This window comes from Bizionia gelidisalsuginis (assembly GCF_008086185.1).
In the GTDB taxonomy this organism is placed as follows: Bacteria; Bacteroidota; Bacteroidia; order Flavobacteriales; family Flavobacteriaceae; genus Bizionia; species Bizionia saleffrena.
The window spans coordinates 40553-55530 of the sequence record NZ_VSKN01000011.1 but is presented as its reverse complement, the minus strand read 5'-3'; the positions used below and the strand labels follow the sequence as shown (position 1 = coordinate 55530).

The following is a 14978-nucleotide window of genomic DNA, read 5'->3' as shown; positions in this document are numbered from 1 at the left end:
AATTTTACTCAAAAAAAAAGAAACTACTAAACTTATAAGCCTAACGAAACGTTAAATATCGTACAGTATGTAAGGTTTTTCGAGGAAGTCGCACTCATTTTAAGTAAATTTAAATTATGAAAGAAAATAATCTACAACGCGCCACTTTTGCCGGTGGTTGCTTTTGGTGTACCGAAGCCGTTTTCGATAGAATAAACGGAGTAGAATCGGTGATTTCCGGTTATACTGGAGGGGCTATAAAAAACCCTGCTTATAGAGAGATCTGCACTGGAAGAACGGGGCACGCAGAAGCTATTCAAATCTATTTCAATCCTGCTATCGTTAGTTTTACGGAGTTGATGGAAGTCTTTTTCGCGACGCATGATCCCACAACTTTAAATCAGCAAGGGCACGATAAAGGCACGCAATACAGGTCGGCTATCTTTTATGAATCGGAAGAACAAAAACATAAAGCCGATGCTTTTATCACTTTTCTAGGGTCTGAAAAAGTCTTTAAATCTAAAATTGTGACTGAAATCACAGCTTTGGGGGCTTTCTATAACGCTGAAGACGATCACCAGGAATATTACGATAATAATAAAGAACAGTCGTATTGTCAATTCGTAATCAACCCGAAAATAGACAAGCTGAAAACGTATTACAGCGACAAATTAAAAGAACAGTGAATTGATTAATAGAAAAGAATAATTGGACTATGCCCTATAAAAAATTTGAGGAGTATAATATGCAAGTTACAGACGATGTGAAGGATCGTTATAAAGCTATTATTGAGGATTTAGGTGAAAATACTGAACGCGAAGGATTATTAAAAACCCCAGAGCGCGCTGCAAAAGCACTGCAGTTTTTAACTCAAGGTTATGAGCAAGATGCCGCTGAAATTTTAAAAAGTGCGATGTTTAAAGAATCCTATAACGAAATGGTTATAGTAAAGGATATAGAATTGTATTCGCTTTGTGAACATCATATTTTACCATTTTTCGGAAAAGCACATATTGCTTATATCCCCAACGGTCATATTGTAGGATTAAGTAAAATACCGAGAATAGTAGATGTGTTTTCGCGACGATTGCAGGTTCAAGAGCGTTTAACAGAGCAAATTTTAAATTGCATAAACGATACCTTAAAACCCGAAGGTGTAGCGGTTGTTATTGAAGCGTCACATATGTGTATGATGATGCGTGGTGTGCAAAAACAAAATTCTACCACCACCACATCTGGCTTTAGAGGTGCTTTTAAAAACATTGAAACGCGTACTGAGTTTTTAAAACTAATCAGTGAAAAACTATCGTAATTAGCTCACGTTTCAAGCCTTTATTTATTTATTTAAATAACTTTATAAACTAGCGCAGCGCTACTGTTGCTAATTTATTGATTATTAAGGTTGTATTGTCAGTGTTATAAAAATGGAATAAAATTTGTATTAGGTTTAACACAACCATACAAATTATCGATGAATTTAGAACATAGCAATAAATATAATAAACTAGCCTTAGGATTACTATTTGATACCGTTGGTTACCTTAGTTTTATTATTCCAGGATTTGGAGAATTAACAGATTTTATATGGGCACCAATTTCGGCGTGGTTAATGACTAAAATGTACAGTGGGAAAAAAGGTAAGGTGGGAGCGGTTGTGTCTTTTGTAGAAGAACTATTACCCGGTTTCGATATTATTCCGTCGTTTACTTTAATGTGGCTTTATACCTTCGTGCTTTCATCTTCGAAAGATAGTAGTAGTGAAATAGAGTAGTCCCTATAAATTAAAAAAGCCAGTAATTAATTACTGGCTTTTTTAATGTTGATAATATTCTATAAGATAAAAGTTAACCCGAGGTTAAAACTGCGCCCCATATTAAATATACCATCACTTTTTAATCGCGATAAATGATTAAAATATGTTTTATTCGTTAAGTTGCTTCCGCTTAGCGACACGCCACAAGTGGTATTAAACACGATAAAATCGCCACCAAAACCAGCACTTAATAAATTATAACCGTCAGTTGTTGTTTCGAAAGCACTGGTGTTATTTTGTTTAAATGTGGATTTTAACTTCACAAAAGCATAGCCTTTAGATACTTGATTATTTTCAAATTCTACACGGATTTTATTTGTTAAACTATTAGCGGGAATTAATGGCAAGTACGCGCCATTGTCTTGTTTACCAGTTACGGTCTCGAAGCTACTTTCTAAATGCAACCAATGTATAGGATGCGGGTGTAAGTGAAACCCAATTTCTCCTCCATATAATGAAGCGTCTTCTTGCAAGTATAAAAACACAGGATCGTTATTTATAAGCGCTCCAGTAGGCGTTAAATAAATATAGTTATTGATTGTATTATAGAAGCCATTAACAAAAAACTCAAAATGTTTGCTACCATGTTCTAAAGTTAAATCTGCTTGAATATTTTGTTCATTTTTTAACTCTGAATTTCCAATTTCATAACGGTTCGTGCCTTCATGACTACCATTACTTGTTAATTCTGCCAAATTTGGCGCTCTAAACCCAGACGCCATATTTAAGCGTACAACAGTGTTTTCTGTAAGGTTTGTTTTCACACCAACCGATCCATTAAAGCTGTTATAACTTTTATGTATTCCAGAATTCACCTTAATATCGCGCGTGTCAAAACGAACTCCCAATTGCAAGTCGGCGGCATTAAAATGAATGTGGGATGTTGCCAAAACTCCAAAATCGTTAATGGTGGCGTCTGGTATTAATTGTTCTTCACCATAGTTTTTATTGGTTTGATTCATACCTTGAATACCAACAATAGTTTCTATAGTTTCAGTTCTTGGCAAATTATATTTAATATCGTAATTCGCCGTTTTTAGCTTCATATATAAAGCAGGATCTAAAACACTTTCTTTCTCTGTGTGATCATAGGCATCATCTTGATGTTGTTCCTCTGCGGAATGATCATCGTGTTCATGGTGTTCTTCAAACTCTTTTCTGTCGTTATAAGTATAACCAAACGTATAATCTAAACGTGAATTCTTGAAAAAGGAAGTGGATTTTAAACTAAAAATATGATTCGTTAGGTCTTGATACGGTAATAAAGGTGCACGATTGGTAGATTGCTCACCAATTTCTTCTGGAATTCCTAATTTTGAATGATTTACGTTATATCTAAAATCCGTTTTAAAACCATCATTTTGGTAACCAATACCGGCTTTAAAATCTTGTTCTCTAAAGCGGGTGTTAGTCACTCGGTAGTCTTCTGTATTATAATCGGAGTGTTCTGCAAGGCTTCCTCTAAAAAGAAATTTTAAATTTTCTCCAGACGATTTATAGCCTGCATTTGTGCTATATCCTTTAGTATTACTAAAATATTTCCCTTCAATATTAGACGCCGAAGAATTTCTAGAGGCATACCTTTCTGGGTTTAAATATAAAACGCCACCCAGCGCATCGCTCCCGTAAAGTAATGAGGCCGGGCCTTTAATGACTTCTACGCTTTCTATGCCGGCATCGCTAATACCCAAACCGTGTTCGTCTCCAAATTGCTGATTTTCTAAACGGATACCTTGCGCGTACACCAAAACACGATTAGAACTTAAACCTCGAATAACTGGTTTCCCGATGCTAACCCCTGTGGAAACGCTTTCTACGCCCGCGATAGTGGATAGGCCTTCAGATAAATTCATAGCGCCTTGTTGTTGTAACGCTTTTATGTTTGCACGTTCCACTTTCATAACGTTCTCACTTTGTAATTTATGAAAAGGGGTGGAAATGATGACCTCCTCCATTTCTATAGCAGAAGGTTTTAATGCCATAGTTAGTGGGGTGTTTAATGGTAAAATGATATTCTGTGATGCCGTTTGATAGCCTACTATCGAAACAATAATATTTTGTGTACCTAACGGAATGCCTTTTAAAGTAAAGCCCCCTTCTTGGTTGGTTGTGGTGCCTTTTTCTAACTTAGGAATGTAAACCGTTGCAAATTCTATAGGGTGATTAGTGTCTTGATCTATAATGATTCCTGTAATATTCTGTTGTGAATACAGGTGTGTTGCCGCTAAAAATAGCAGTAGTGTATAAAAATATTTCATTGAAAAATGTAATTAATTTAATAAATAGTGGTATTTCACTTCCTAATGAAGCGAAAGAATAAAAAACTATAGGTTAAACTAATTGCGGAGGCCCCCGAAGAGAGTAGGGTAACCGTTGATAATCGCTAATAAACTGATATTGAGAACTTGATATTTTGAAGTTTTCTTCGATAGACAAAAACACGTAAGTATCGAAATTAACTGAAAAAACGTGATTTAATTTGAATTTATAGAATTCACACTCTATATCTATTTCGTGAATGTGAGTATCTTTTTCTCCCGTACATACTTCGTGTTTATGGTCTTCGAAAATATGGCAGAATTTAACAACAGTAGGTATCGCCACTGCAAAGACTAAAGCCAATGCGAGTAATTTTATACTAATATGTTGTTTAAACTGATGCATTTAATCTACAAATCTTCCTAATCCAAAACGGCGAATCATTTTCTTTTCGAATTCCCAAAAGAATTTAAACTGACCAAAAAGCCAACCAATACTAACTAAAAGAATCTGATAAAATAGAATCCCAATGATAATATATAAAAACCAATATACATAGATATTTAGGTTTTCTTTAGTAATTCCCATTAGTTTTATAATTGGTCGTCCAACAAATAAAGAAGACGATCCTGTAATGGCAAATACCATAAAAATACGAATGAGTTCCCAGCGGTGTGTTACAATCCATTTTTTCTCTAGCCTCTTAAATAGAAAAAGAATAAACTTTAATAGAATAAAGAATATTAAAAGCGCAAAAATTACTTTTAGACCATTAGGGTATTCTTCTCTAAATAAACCAGTTAATTTATAACTAGAATAAAATAGAATTAGTACTCCGAAAATTGGGAAAATAAATTGCCAATTCCTATCGATATCCCAGCGTGCTTTAAATTGTTTCATAATATACAATACAGCCGCAAATATAATTAATTTGAGGGGATTCTGCCGCCTAATAGGTTTTGTTTATAAGTGTTTTGAAAGTAAATAAAATAGTTGTACAGCTTGTAATTTAGCGCGTAACCGTAATCAATATTGTTTTGGTAGTTAACAGGGAGTTCGTAAAGCTTTGAATTGTAACGTAATGGTTGCGATACTCTTTGGTTCCACTCTGTAACATAACGGAAATTTCTATTTTCTAAGTACCCTTGGTTGTGAAAACCTTGAGGCTTCGCTGTAGATTTTAGCCAATAATTAAAACCAGGTTCTATAATTAGAATATCGTATTCTAGATTTTTACCAGAGATTGTAATGGTATCTCCAACTGCCGTATTAGTAGTCTGTTTTATATTTTCTGTCGTCTTTTCATTTGTTTTACAACTAAATGCTAGAACAGAAAACAGTAGTATAAGAGAGATGTTTTTCATTTTTTTTTATTAAAAATACAATTTTTAAAGGGTAATAAAAAAAGAGCAAAACATAAGTTTCACTCTTTAGATTTATTAATACTATTATAGATTCATTGTTAGGTTATTTTCCACCGAAAAGACCGCCTAATAATCCGCCAAGTCCACCTTTCTTCTTACTACCTCCAAGTAGCATACCAGCAACATCGTCGATAACGCTACCATCGCCGTCTGCATCTAGAATTTTTTCTAAGAAATTTTGTTCCTCTTTAGCGTCGTTTCCGCCCAATAATCCACCTAATAACCCAGATAAATCATTAGTTGAGCTTACGTTCTTTTGCTGTGCTTGTTGACCAATAATACCCATTAAAATGGGAGCAGCGACTTTTAATATTTGCCCTACAGATCCCACATCTAATCCTGCTTTTTGTCCGATAATAGATTCTACGCCTCGTTTTTTGCTGCCTAATACGTGATTTAATATTTTATCGCCATCATTTTTTACATTATCATCAACGCCACCAGAAAACAAATCACTCAAATTATCTAAAATTCCACCGCTGTGTTTACCTTGAATAGCACTCATTAAACCTTCTGCACCCTTCGGTGTAGCGACGTTGCGCTCCATTGCTTTCATTAAAACTGGTAATGCCATTGTAAGTACACTACTTGTTTTGTCTTTATCTTGTCCTGTAGAACCTGCAACACCACTTATAATTGTTTGCCCAAGATCTGAGTTTAGTACGTCTAAAATTCCTGCCATTTCTTTGTTTTTCTGTTAATTAAAGTATTGATGTACTAAAATTACATAAAAAAAGCCATAAACATAAGTCTACGGCTTTTTAATTTCTGTTTACAGATTACAACACAGCGTGGTATTTTATTTTACTTTGTAAGTAATAAACGGCTAATTTGTTCTGCTAATTCTGTACCTATTCTATCTTGCGCTTCGTTTGTTGCTGCACCAATATGTGGTGTAAGCGATACGCGGCCATTCATTAATACTTTAATTGCTGGTTTAGGTTCTTCTTCAAAAGTATCTAATCCTGCAAAAGCAATTTTTCCGCTATCTAAGGCATCAACTAAAGCAACTTCGTCAATAACTCCTCCACGCGCTGCATTTACAATACCGGCTCCGTTTTTCATTAGTTCGAATTGCTCCTTACCAATAACATAGCCTTTTTGAGCAGGAACATGCAGTGTTACAAAATCAGATTGTTTTAATAAATCGTCTAAGGCTACTGTTTCAATTTCAACATTTATAGATTGCCCATTGTAAAACTCTACTTTTATATCTTCTTTACCAATAAATTTATCGGTAGCAATTACTTTCATACCCACACCTAGAGCAATTTTTGCAACGTCTTTACCAATACGTCCAAAACCGACAATACCTAAAGTTTTACCTTTAAGCTCGATACCTTTAGCGTAGTTTTTTTTAAGTTTTTTAAATTGTGTATCACCATCTAAAGGCATATTTCTGTTCGAATCGTGTAAAAAACGGACACTACCAAATAAATGAGCAAATACCAACTCTGCAACCGATTGTGATGAGGCTGCAGGTGTATTTATAACGTGAATACCTTTATCTTTCGCATATTCTACATCTATGTTGTCCATACCAACACCACCGCGACCAATTATTTTTAATCCCGGACATGCATCGATAATTTCTTTTCTAACGGTAGTTGCACTACGTACTAAGAGTACAGTAATATTATTCTCGTTTATAAAATTTGCTAACTGCTCTTGAGAAACAGTGGTTGTTAAGACTTCAAATCCGGCCTCCTCTAATGCTTTAATTCCACTTTGTGAAACGCCATCGTTTGCTAATACTTTCATTTATTTAAGGTTTAATTTTGAAGAACTTCAATGTGATTCACTACCAGCACTTCAACTTAAAATTAATTTTATTTTTATAAGAAAATGGGTTACTTACGCCTGACTTTCTAATTCGCTCATTACTTCAACTAATGCTTTAACGCTATCTATTGATAACGCGTTGTACATTGATGCACGGTAACCACCCACACTTCTATGTCCATTTAATCCTCTAATTCCTGCTTCTTGGCACATTGTTTCGAATGTTTCTTTAAGGTCGTCATTTATAAGGGTGAAGGTTGCGTTCATATTCGAGCGGTCTTCTTTTGCCGAGTAGCCTTTAAATAACGGATTTAAATCGATTTCCGAATACATAATACGCGCTTTCATTTCGTTAACTTTTTCGATTGCTTTTATACCACCAAGGTTTTTAAGCCATTCTAAAGTTAACATAGACGTATATACCGCAAAGACAGGAGGTGTATTAAACATACTGCTTTTATCGATGTGTATTTTATAATCCATCATCGATGGAATTTTGCGTGATACTTTTCCTAAAATATCTTCTTTAATAACAACAAGTGTCGTTCCTGCTGGGCCCATATTTTTTTGAGCCCCGGCATAAATTAAATCGAATTGAGAAAAATCTAAACTACGAGAAAAAATATCGCTACTCATATCGCAAACCATAGGAATATCGGTCTTTGGAAAACTTTTCATTTGTGTTCCAAATATGGTATTGTTAGACGTGCAATGGAAATAATCGTAGTCTGAAGGGATATCGTATCCTTTAGGTATATAATTAAAATGCTCTTTTTTAGACGATCCTACTTCATAAACATCGCCATACATTCTGGCTTCTTTAATAGCTTTATCGGCCCACGTTCCAGTGTTTAAATAACCAGCTCTTTTTTCTAGTAAATTTAACGCTACCATTAAAAATTGAGTGCTTGCTCCACCTTGTAAAAATAGAGCTTTATAACCTTTACCCTCTAAACCAAGAAGTTCTAGGGCTAAGTCGCTGGCTTTATCCATAACATCTACAAAAGGCTTACTTCTATGTGAGATTTCTAATAACGACAAACCGTTATCGAAATCTAAAAGCGCTTCCGAGGCTTTAGTAATTACTTCTCTTGGCAAGATACAAGGTCCGGCACTAAAATTGTGTAGTTTCATTAAGATGGTATTTAAAATCTTCCGTTAAAAAGACTGTTTTTTATTGTTATAAGTGCAAAGGTGATAAATAATGCCTTATTTTATGTTATTTAAATTATAATTTATTATCTATATTTTTAACAAAAAGTCGATCACGTTTACATCATCGGCATAATCCCAAAGCTCGGGTTTTTGCGTTTTTCCAAACGGAATTTCCGTATCAATAAAACCTTTAGAAACAATGCATTGTATCTGTTCTGCTTCCGTTTTTAATTTGTCTTGAAGTGCTTCGGTAGATTCGTAATATTCGTAAAATAGAGTAGCAATAGGTGAGGAGTAGCTTTCATCTTCTTTAATCATTAAGAAACCATTTTCAAGCATTTTAAATTCACTCATTAAGTACACCGCTTTATTGTAATCGTAATTATTGGCGTATTTATGTTCGTTTATAATGTCGTTCCAAGGAAACATAGCATTAAAGAAGGCATCAAAATTATATCCTTTAGGTAAAAATAACTTAGACACATTTCGGCATCCTAATCCGTAATATCTAAAAATATCTTCGGAAAGATCTTGCATCTGCTGTTCAGTTTCGTTCCCAGTTAAAACGGCTACCGAGTTTCTGTTTTTTCTAATTATAGAGGATTTACCTTTAAAATAATATTCGAAATAACGCGCTGTATTATTACTTCCTGTTGCTATAACGGCATCGAAATCTTTCAATTTACCTTCTGTAAAAGTTATTTTTCCTTTAAACTCAGGCTCTACCTGCTCTAAGTATTTTGCTAAATAAGGTAGAATATGTTTATCGTTAGACGATTGTTTAACAAGTACCGCGTGCCCGGAAATTAACACAGATATAAAATCGTGAAAACCAACGAGCGGAATATTCCCCGCCATAATAATAGCTACTTGTTGGGGCGAAACGGCATCAAAATTATACTCTTTAAGCCATTGCTCTAATTGAGAAGGTGTTAAAGACTGAGCCCAACCTTGCAATGCAAAAATAAGATTTTTTTGTGTAAACCAACCATTGTGCTCTTTGGCCAATTTTAATTGGTGTTTAAATCCATCGAAAAAAAGTTCATTGTAGTCTACTGTTTCATTTTTTACAGCTTCAGGCGTTGTAAACTGACTTAAAAAGGCTCCTAACTTAGTAAAAGCGTTAATTCTTTGATGTAAATTCATATAGTATTTGCTTATGAATGGTTTTGGCTTTAAATTTGTGCAAATTTAGAAAAAGAAAATGCTATGGCAATTATAATAACAGACGAATGTATAAATTGTGGTGCTTGTGAGCCAGAATGCCCTAATACTGCAATTTATGAGGGAGCGGATGACTGGCGTTATAAAGACGGAACTCAATTGGACGGCAATGTTGTTTTACCTAACGGAAAAGTAGTAGACGCCGATGAAACTCAAGAACCCATTAGTGACGAAGTATATTATATAGTACCCGATAAATGTACAGAGTGTAAAGGATTTCATGACGAACCACAATGTGCCGCGGTTTGCCCTGTAGATTGTTGCGTTCCTGATGACGAACACGTAGAAACAGAAGAGGTGTTATTAGCAAAACAACGTTTTATGCACCCAGAAGACTAGATTATATTTCAAGTGATATAAAAAAAAATCTCAAGCTTAAACTTGAGATTTTTTTTGTTTTAATAGTTTTTTATTCCACATCAGACATTTCGAAAACTAAATACTCCATAATCCTATCGACATCCGAGAACCCTTGATCTGTATTTTCGGTATGGAAAGACGCGTAAAATACAGCGCCACTGCCTACAAGAAAAGTTAAGGCTAAGTCTTTATTTGCTGTTACAACACCAGAGTTGGTAGTGTATGTAACGGGGCCGTTTAGCCAAGATACGCACGTATTAGGATCGTAAGAATCGACAACCTGCCAGCTGTTTAAAAACGCATTAATCTCTATGTTATCGTCTATAGTCATTCCGAAATTTAATAACAACCACGCGTTTAAATCACCATTCAAAATGGTTGCATTTGTGGTTAGTGATATTCCACTCCTTTCAGGATCTAAAAAGGTTAAATAATCGGCTCCCGCATTGGTTATACTATTTAAATAGCCTGAAGCCCAATCTGTAGCATAGAGAAATCCGCCGTTATTAACATAATTTAGTAGGTTACTATCGCTAGATACAAAACCGTCATTTAAACCGCAGTTAAGAAATAAAATATCGTAAGTCCCTAAAAGTGCAGGATCGGTAATTAAGTCGCTAAAATCGAAAGAGACATTAGTGTTTAATTGCGGATTTTGAGTAGCATTTTTATTTTGAGATAAGCCGTGATTACCGTGTTTAGGAGTTGTTTGGTAAGGTACTCGGTTAGTGTTTACACCTTCAATAATATCGAATAACGGCGCACCGGTTATCGGGTTTACTAAACCAATATCGTATAAAACATTTTCTATATTATCGTAATTACCGGTGACTACACCAATTTTTGGTAGAATATCTAATTTGTAACTGTCTAGAGTAGTGTCGGTGGTTACTGCAATCTCGTGTTCGGTAGAAAATAAACCTTTAGAAAGCACTAATTTATAAGCACCTTCAGGCAAAGAGATGTTGAATTCACCTTTATTATTGGTTACTGTGTTTCCTTTAAGAGTAGCATTCGTATAAGCTTCCACTTTAGCATTAGAAATGGGATCGAGGTTGTTAGGCGCTAATAGCTTTCCGGAGATATTAATTTGATGTGGTTCTGGTTGAAGCTCATCTTCTTCAGAACAAGAAAAAAATAGAAATACCGATAAGCAACTTAGTAAAAATAGTTTCATAAGAATTATTTTAATGGTTAATAGTCTTTAAAAATGAAAACTTAATTTATATATTAAGTATCTTATAGATATAACAATCAGAGTTCATTTTCTCCTACTAATTTAATAAAATAACTTAAAACGCTGTGAGTTATATGTTTAAACATTTCGTTTTTTAGATTAAAAAATTGTAATTAATAGTATATTTGCGCCACAATAAATTATAATATGAAAGCAGGAATAGTAGGATTACCAAACGTAGGAAAATCAACTTTATTTAATTGTTTATCCAATGCCAAAGCACAAAGTGCAAACTTTCCGTTTTGTACCATAGAGCCGAATATTGGAGTTGTAAACGTTCCCGATACTAGATTAGAAAAATTAGAAAGCTTAGTAAATCCAGAGCGTGTTTTACCAGCAACTGTAGAAATAGTAGATATTGCTGGTTTAGTTAAAGGGGCAAGTAAAGGAGAAGGTTTAGGAAATCAGTTTTTAGCAAATATTAGAGAAACTGATGCTATTTTACATGTATTACGTTGTTTTGACAACGATAACATTATTCACGTTGATGGTAATGTCAACCCGATTAGAGATAAAGAAACTATAGATATCGAATTACAACTTAAAGATTTAGATACTGTAGAAAAAAAGCTTGATAAAGTAAAAAGAGCGGCAAAAACGGGAAATAAAGAAGCGCAAAAAGAAGAAGCGGTTTTATTAAAAATTAAAACCGGTTTAGAAGCAGGAATATCTGTACGTGCTTTAGAGTTTACAGACGATGAATATAACGATTACGTTACCCCATCTCATTTAATTACAGATAAGCCCGTGTTATATGTTTGTAATGTAGATGAAGGATCGGCAGTTTCTGGAAACGCTTATGTAGACCAGGTAAAAGAAGCTGTAAAAGATGAAAATGCTGAAGTTATAGTGCTTGCAGTAGGAACAGAAGCTGATATTACTGAGTTGGATGATTATGAAGAGCGCCAGATGTTTCTATCAGATATAGGTTTAGACGAAGCCGGTTCGGCAAAACTAATTCGTTCTGCTTACAAATTATTAAAGTTACAAACGTACTTTACAGCGGGTGTAAAAGAAGTTCGTGCTTGGACGATTGATGTAGGCGCGACGGCACCACAAGCAGCAGGAGTGATACATACCGATTTCGAAAAAGGATTTATTAGAGCTGAAGTAATAGGTTACGACGATTACGTAACTTACGGTAGCGAAGCAAAAACAAAAGAAGCAGGAAAAATGCGAGTAGAAGGGAAGACTTACATCGTTAAAGATGGCGATGTTATGCACTTTTTATTCAACGTCTAATTCTTATACCATACACGATTAAAAAAGCCAATATCTCTCGATATTGGCTTTTTTATGTTTTACGATAATACTGTTTATTAATGGTGTCATTTAAACTGCTAGACTCAAGCCGCAATTGTTATCACCAAATGGCGTTTGGCTCCTTCAAGCTATAAGTGAATAGAACGTGTATTTAAAAAGGTTCACACTTATTTGAATTAACATCATTAGTCAACATCACCATTCCTTCCGCCTATCTCAGAATTGGTACTAAGCACTTGTTTATTAGAAGAAAAATAAGCGAACTAAAAATCAAAAAATAACAACCCTTACATAGTGATTTAATTTTAGTATTTTAAACTAATTATACAAGTCAGACCAAAATCTAAAATTCATTATAGTATCCTACATTTCTTTAACACCATTATGCTATTAAAAAAAGTAAAAGTTTGTTAATTACTTTGTTGCTTTGAGTTTTCATTTTTTCTACGGATATGGTATATTAGCAATCGATCTAAACTTTCTCTTAATCACTATGTCTGAACAAACTAATTATACCGAAGATAATATACGCTCACTAGATTGGAAGGAACATATCCGTATGCGTCCAGGAATGTATATTGGTAAATTAGGAGATGGATCGTCTCCAGACGATGGTATTTACATTTTACTTAAAGAGGTGCTCGATAACTCAATCGATGAGTTTGTTATGGGCGCCGGTAAAACTATAGATATTTCTGTTCAAGGCAGCAAAGTTATTGTGCGCGATTATGGTCGAGGTATTCCTTTAGGAAAAGTGGTAGATGTGGTTTCTAAAATGAATACCGGGGGAAAATACGACTCTAAAGCCTTTAAGAAATCTGTAGGTTTAAATGGGGTAGGTACTAAAGCGGTAAATGCCTTGTCGTCCTTTTTTAGAGTAGAATCGTCTCGTGATGGAAAAAGTGCTTCGGCAGATTTCGAGCAAGGAAATTTAACTAATGAAGAGTTTTTAGAGGAAACCACACGTAGAAAGGGTACTAAGGTATCGTTTGTTCCAGATGAAGTCATATTCAAAAATTACAAATACCGAAGTGAGTACGTTGTAAAAATGTTAAAAAACTACGTATACCTAAATCCTGGGTTAACCATAGTTTTTAACGGTGAAAAATTTTTCAGTGAAAATGGTTTAAAAGATCTTTTAGCTGAAAATATAAACGCTACCGATTTACTTTATCCTATCATTCATCTTCGTGGTGAGGATATCGAGGTCGCCATTACGCACAGTAAAACACAATATAGCGAACAATACCATTCTTTTGTTAACGGACAAAATACAACCCAGGGTGGAATGCACTTAACGGCTTTTAGAGAAGCTTTAGTGAAAACAATACGAGAATATTACGGTAAAAATTACGAAGCTTCAGATGTTAGAAAATCTGTCGTCTCTGCCATTGCTATTAAAGTAATGGAGCCCGTATTCGAGAGTCAAACAAAAACAAAATTAGGATCTACAGATATGGGAGGTGAATTACCAACCGTTCGTACCTATATTAACGATTTTCTAAAAACACATTTAGATAATTACCTTCATAAAAATCCTGAAACGGCCGATAAAATTCAGAGAAAGATTTTACAAGCAGAACGCGAACGTAAAGAACTCTCTGGTATTAGGAAATTAGCCAAAGACCGCGCTAAAAAAGCAAGTTTACACAATAAAAAATTGCGCGATTGCCGAGTGCATTTTGGCGATGCTAAAAACCCTAGAAACTTAGAGTCTACTTTATTTATTACCGAGGGAGATTCTGCATCTGGTAGTATTACAAAGTCTAGAGATGTAAATACGCAGGCGGTATTCAGTTTAAAAGGGAAACCATTAAATAGCTACGGTTTAACTAAGAAAATTGTTTACGAAAACGAAGAATTTAATTTGTTGCAAGCCGCCTTAAATATTGAAGAATCGTTAGAAGATTTACGCTACAATAATGTAGTAATCGCTACCGATGCCGATGTTGATGGTATGCACATTCGTTTATTATTAATAACATTCTTTCTTCAGTTTTTTCCAGAAATTATTAAGGACGGACATTTATATATTTTACAAACGCCTTTATTTCGTGTACGAAATAAGAAGGAAACTATTTACTGTTATTCAGATGAAGAGCGTGTTAAAGCGATAGAAAAATTAAAACCAAAACCAGAAATCACCCGATTTAAAGGTCTTGGTGAAATCTCTCCAGATGAATTTGTGCATTTTATTGGTGATAATATTCGTTTAGATCCTGTAATGTTAGATGACAATATGAATATTGACGATTTATTATCATTTTATATGGGTAAGAATACTCCCACCAGACAAGAGTTTATAATAGATAATTTAAAGGTCGAGTTGGATGTTATCGAATAACTTCCTAGAGAAGAAAACAGATTTAATTATATTAGTTATCAAATAATTAAATGATTATACTATTAATTTACAGTGATTTATAGTTCATTTTGAAATTGAAAACACTGTATAAATTTTAAGGATTGAATTGGATTTTAA

At 34.3% G+C, this 14978-nt stretch carries 15 protein-coding genes; 6 read left to right on the top strand and 9 right to left on the bottom strand.

Features of this window, described 5'->3' with window-relative positions:
* Positions 1-116: 116 nt before the first annotated feature.
* The 3 genes from msrA (at position 117) to ES677_RS09520 (ending at position 1750) form a co-directional block, all read left to right on the top strand.
* On the top strand, positions 117-665 hold the full coding sequence (gene msrA / locus ES677_RS09530; protein WP_148381115.1) for a peptide-methionine (S)-S-oxide reductase MsrA: 549 nt from the start codon (positions 117-119) through the stop codon (positions 663-665).
* Between the two features lie 29 nt (positions 666-694).
* On the top strand, positions 695-1291 hold the full coding sequence (gene folE / locus ES677_RS09525) for a GTP cyclohydrolase I FolE (protein WP_148369098.1): 597 nt from the start codon (positions 695-697) through the stop codon (positions 1289-1291).
* Positions 1292-1450: 159 nt separating this feature from the next.
* Positions 1451-1750 (top strand): hypothetical protein, encoded by a 300-nt coding sequence (locus ES677_RS09520; protein WP_148381114.1) that lies wholly within the window; start codon positions 1451-1453, stop codon positions 1748-1750.
* Between the two features lie 59 nt (positions 1751-1809).
* On the opposite strand, the gene ES677_RS09515 is transcribed toward ES677_RS09520, so the two are convergent.
* The 8 genes from ES677_RS09515 to ES677_RS09480 all read right to left on the bottom strand — a co-directional run bounded on the left by ES677_RS09515 (position 1810) and on the right by ES677_RS09480 (position 9558).
* Complete coding sequence (locus ES677_RS09515) at positions 1810-4050, bottom strand: TonB-dependent receptor (protein ID WP_148381113.1); 2241 nt, start codon at positions 4048-4050, stop codon at positions 1810-1812.
* A 73-nt stretch (positions 4051-4123) separates the two neighbouring features.
* Positions 4124-4456 (bottom strand): hypothetical protein, encoded by a 333-nt coding sequence (locus ES677_RS09510; RefSeq protein WP_246124453.1) that lies wholly within the window; start codon positions 4454-4456, stop codon positions 4124-4126.
* Positions 4457-4951, bottom strand: coding sequence for a DUF6787 family protein (locus ES677_RS09505; RefSeq protein WP_148369092.1), 495 nt, complete (start codon positions 4949-4951; stop codon positions 4457-4459).
* A 26-nt stretch (positions 4952-4977) separates the two neighbouring features.
* Positions 4978-5415 (bottom strand): DUF6146 family protein, encoded by a 438-nt coding sequence (locus ES677_RS09500; protein WP_148381112.1) that lies wholly within the window; start codon positions 5413-5415, stop codon positions 4978-4980.
* A gap of 103 nt (positions 5416-5518) precedes the next feature.
* Positions 5519-6157 (bottom strand): DUF937 domain-containing protein, encoded by a 639-nt coding sequence (locus ES677_RS09495; protein ID WP_148381111.1) that lies wholly within the window; start codon positions 6155-6157, stop codon positions 5519-5521.
* A 122-nt stretch (positions 6158-6279) separates the two neighbouring features.
* Complete coding sequence (locus ES677_RS09490) at positions 6280-7236, bottom strand: D-2-hydroxyacid dehydrogenase (RefSeq protein ID WP_148369086.1); 957 nt, start codon at positions 7234-7236, stop codon at positions 6280-6282.
* A gap of 93 nt (positions 7237-7329) precedes the next feature.
* A complete protein-coding gene (serC, locus tag ES677_RS09485; protein WP_148381110.1) occupies positions 7330-8391 on the bottom strand; it encodes a 3-phosphoserine/phosphohydroxythreonine transaminase in 1062 nt (353 codons plus the stop codon).
* A gap of 108 nt (positions 8392-8499) precedes the next feature.
* Complete coding sequence (locus ES677_RS09480) at positions 8500-9558, bottom strand: acyl-CoA reductase (RefSeq protein WP_148369082.1); 1059 nt, start codon at positions 9556-9558, stop codon at positions 8500-8502.
* Between the two features lie 63 nt (positions 9559-9621).
* Here ES677_RS09480 and ES677_RS09475 point away from each other — a divergent pair, with 63 nt between their 5' ends.
* Complete coding sequence (locus ES677_RS09475) at positions 9622-9975, top strand: 4Fe-4S dicluster domain-containing protein (protein WP_148369081.1); 354 nt, start codon at positions 9622-9624, stop codon at positions 9973-9975.
* A gap of 70 nt (positions 9976-10045) precedes the next feature.
* Here ES677_RS09475 and ES677_RS09470 read toward each other — a convergent pair whose 3' ends face one another.
* Positions 10046-11173, bottom strand: coding sequence for a carboxypeptidase-like regulatory domain-containing protein (locus ES677_RS09470; RefSeq protein WP_148381109.1), 1128 nt, complete (start codon positions 11171-11173; stop codon positions 10046-10048).
* Positions 11174-11380: 207 nt separating this feature from the next.
* On the opposite strand from ES677_RS09470, the gene ychF reads away from it, so the two are divergent.
* Positions 11381-12475 carry a redox-regulated ATPase YchF gene (ychF, locus tag ES677_RS09465; RefSeq protein ID WP_148369077.1) on the top strand — a complete coding sequence of 365 codons (1095 nt, stop codon included), beginning with the start codon at positions 11381-11383 and terminating at the stop codon, positions 12473-12475.
* 514 nt (positions 12476-12989) lie between these two features.
* Positions 12990-14840 (top strand): DNA topoisomerase IV subunit B, encoded by a 1851-nt coding sequence (locus ES677_RS09460; RefSeq protein ID WP_148369075.1) that lies wholly within the window; start codon positions 12990-12992, stop codon positions 14838-14840.
* Positions 14841-14978: the final 138 nt, after the last annotated feature.

What these genes read in the sequence shown, in the direction of transcription:
- ES677_RS09470 (WP_148381109.1), bottom strand. Translation starts at nt 11,173, where the DNA reads ATGAAACTATTTTTACTAAGTTGCTTATCGGTATTTCTATTTTTTTCT.
- msrA (WP_148381115.1), top strand. Translation starts at nt 117, where the DNA reads ATGAAAGAAAATAATCTACAACGCGCCACTTTTGCCGGTGGTTGCTTT.
- ES677_RS09515 (WP_148381113.1), bottom strand. Translation starts at nt 4,050, where the DNA reads ATGAAATATTTTTATACACTACTGCTATTTTTAGCGGCAACACACCTG.
- ES677_RS09520 (WP_148381114.1), top strand. Translation starts at nt 1,451, where the DNA reads ATGAATTTAGAACATAGCAATAAATATAATAAACTAGCCTTAGGATTA.
- ES677_RS09510 (WP_246124453.1), bottom strand. Translation starts at nt 4,456, where the DNA reads ATGCATCAGTTTAAACAACATATTAGTATAAAATTACTCGCATTGGCT.
- ES677_RS09505 (WP_148369092.1), bottom strand. Translation starts at nt 4,951, where the DNA reads ATGAAACAATTTAAAGCACGCTGGGATATCGATAGGAATTGGCAATTT.
- ES677_RS09495 (WP_148381111.1), bottom strand. Translation starts at nt 6,157, where the DNA reads ATGGCAGGAATTTTAGACGTACTAAACTCAGATCTTGGGCAAACAATT.
- ES677_RS09475 (WP_148369081.1), top strand. Translation starts at nt 9,622, where the DNA reads ATGGCAATTATAATAACAGACGAATGTATAAATTGTGGTGCTTGTGAG.
- ES677_RS09490 (WP_148369086.1), bottom strand. Translation starts at nt 7,236, where the DNA reads ATGAAAGTATTAGCAAACGATGGCGTTTCACAAAGTGGAATTAAAGCA.
- ES677_RS09460 (WP_148369075.1), top strand. Translation starts at nt 12,990, where the DNA reads ATGTCTGAACAAACTAATTATACCGAAGATAATATACGCTCACTAGAT.
- folE (WP_148369098.1), top strand. Translation starts at nt 695, where the DNA reads ATGCCCTATAAAAAATTTGAGGAGTATAATATGCAAGTTACAGACGAT.
- ychF (WP_148369077.1), top strand. Translation starts at nt 11,381, where the DNA reads ATGAAAGCAGGAATAGTAGGATTACCAAACGTAGGAAAATCAACTTTA.
- serC (WP_148381110.1), bottom strand. Translation starts at nt 8,391, where the DNA reads ATGAAACTACACAATTTTAGTGCCGGACCTTGTATCTTGCCAAGAGAA.
- ES677_RS09480 (WP_148369082.1), bottom strand. Translation starts at nt 9,558, where the DNA reads ATGAATTTACATCAAAGAATTAACGCTTTTACTAAGTTAGGAGCCTTT.
- ES677_RS09500 (WP_148381112.1), bottom strand. Translation starts at nt 5,415, where the DNA reads ATGAAAAACATCTCTCTTATACTACTGTTTTCTGTTCTAGCATTTAGT.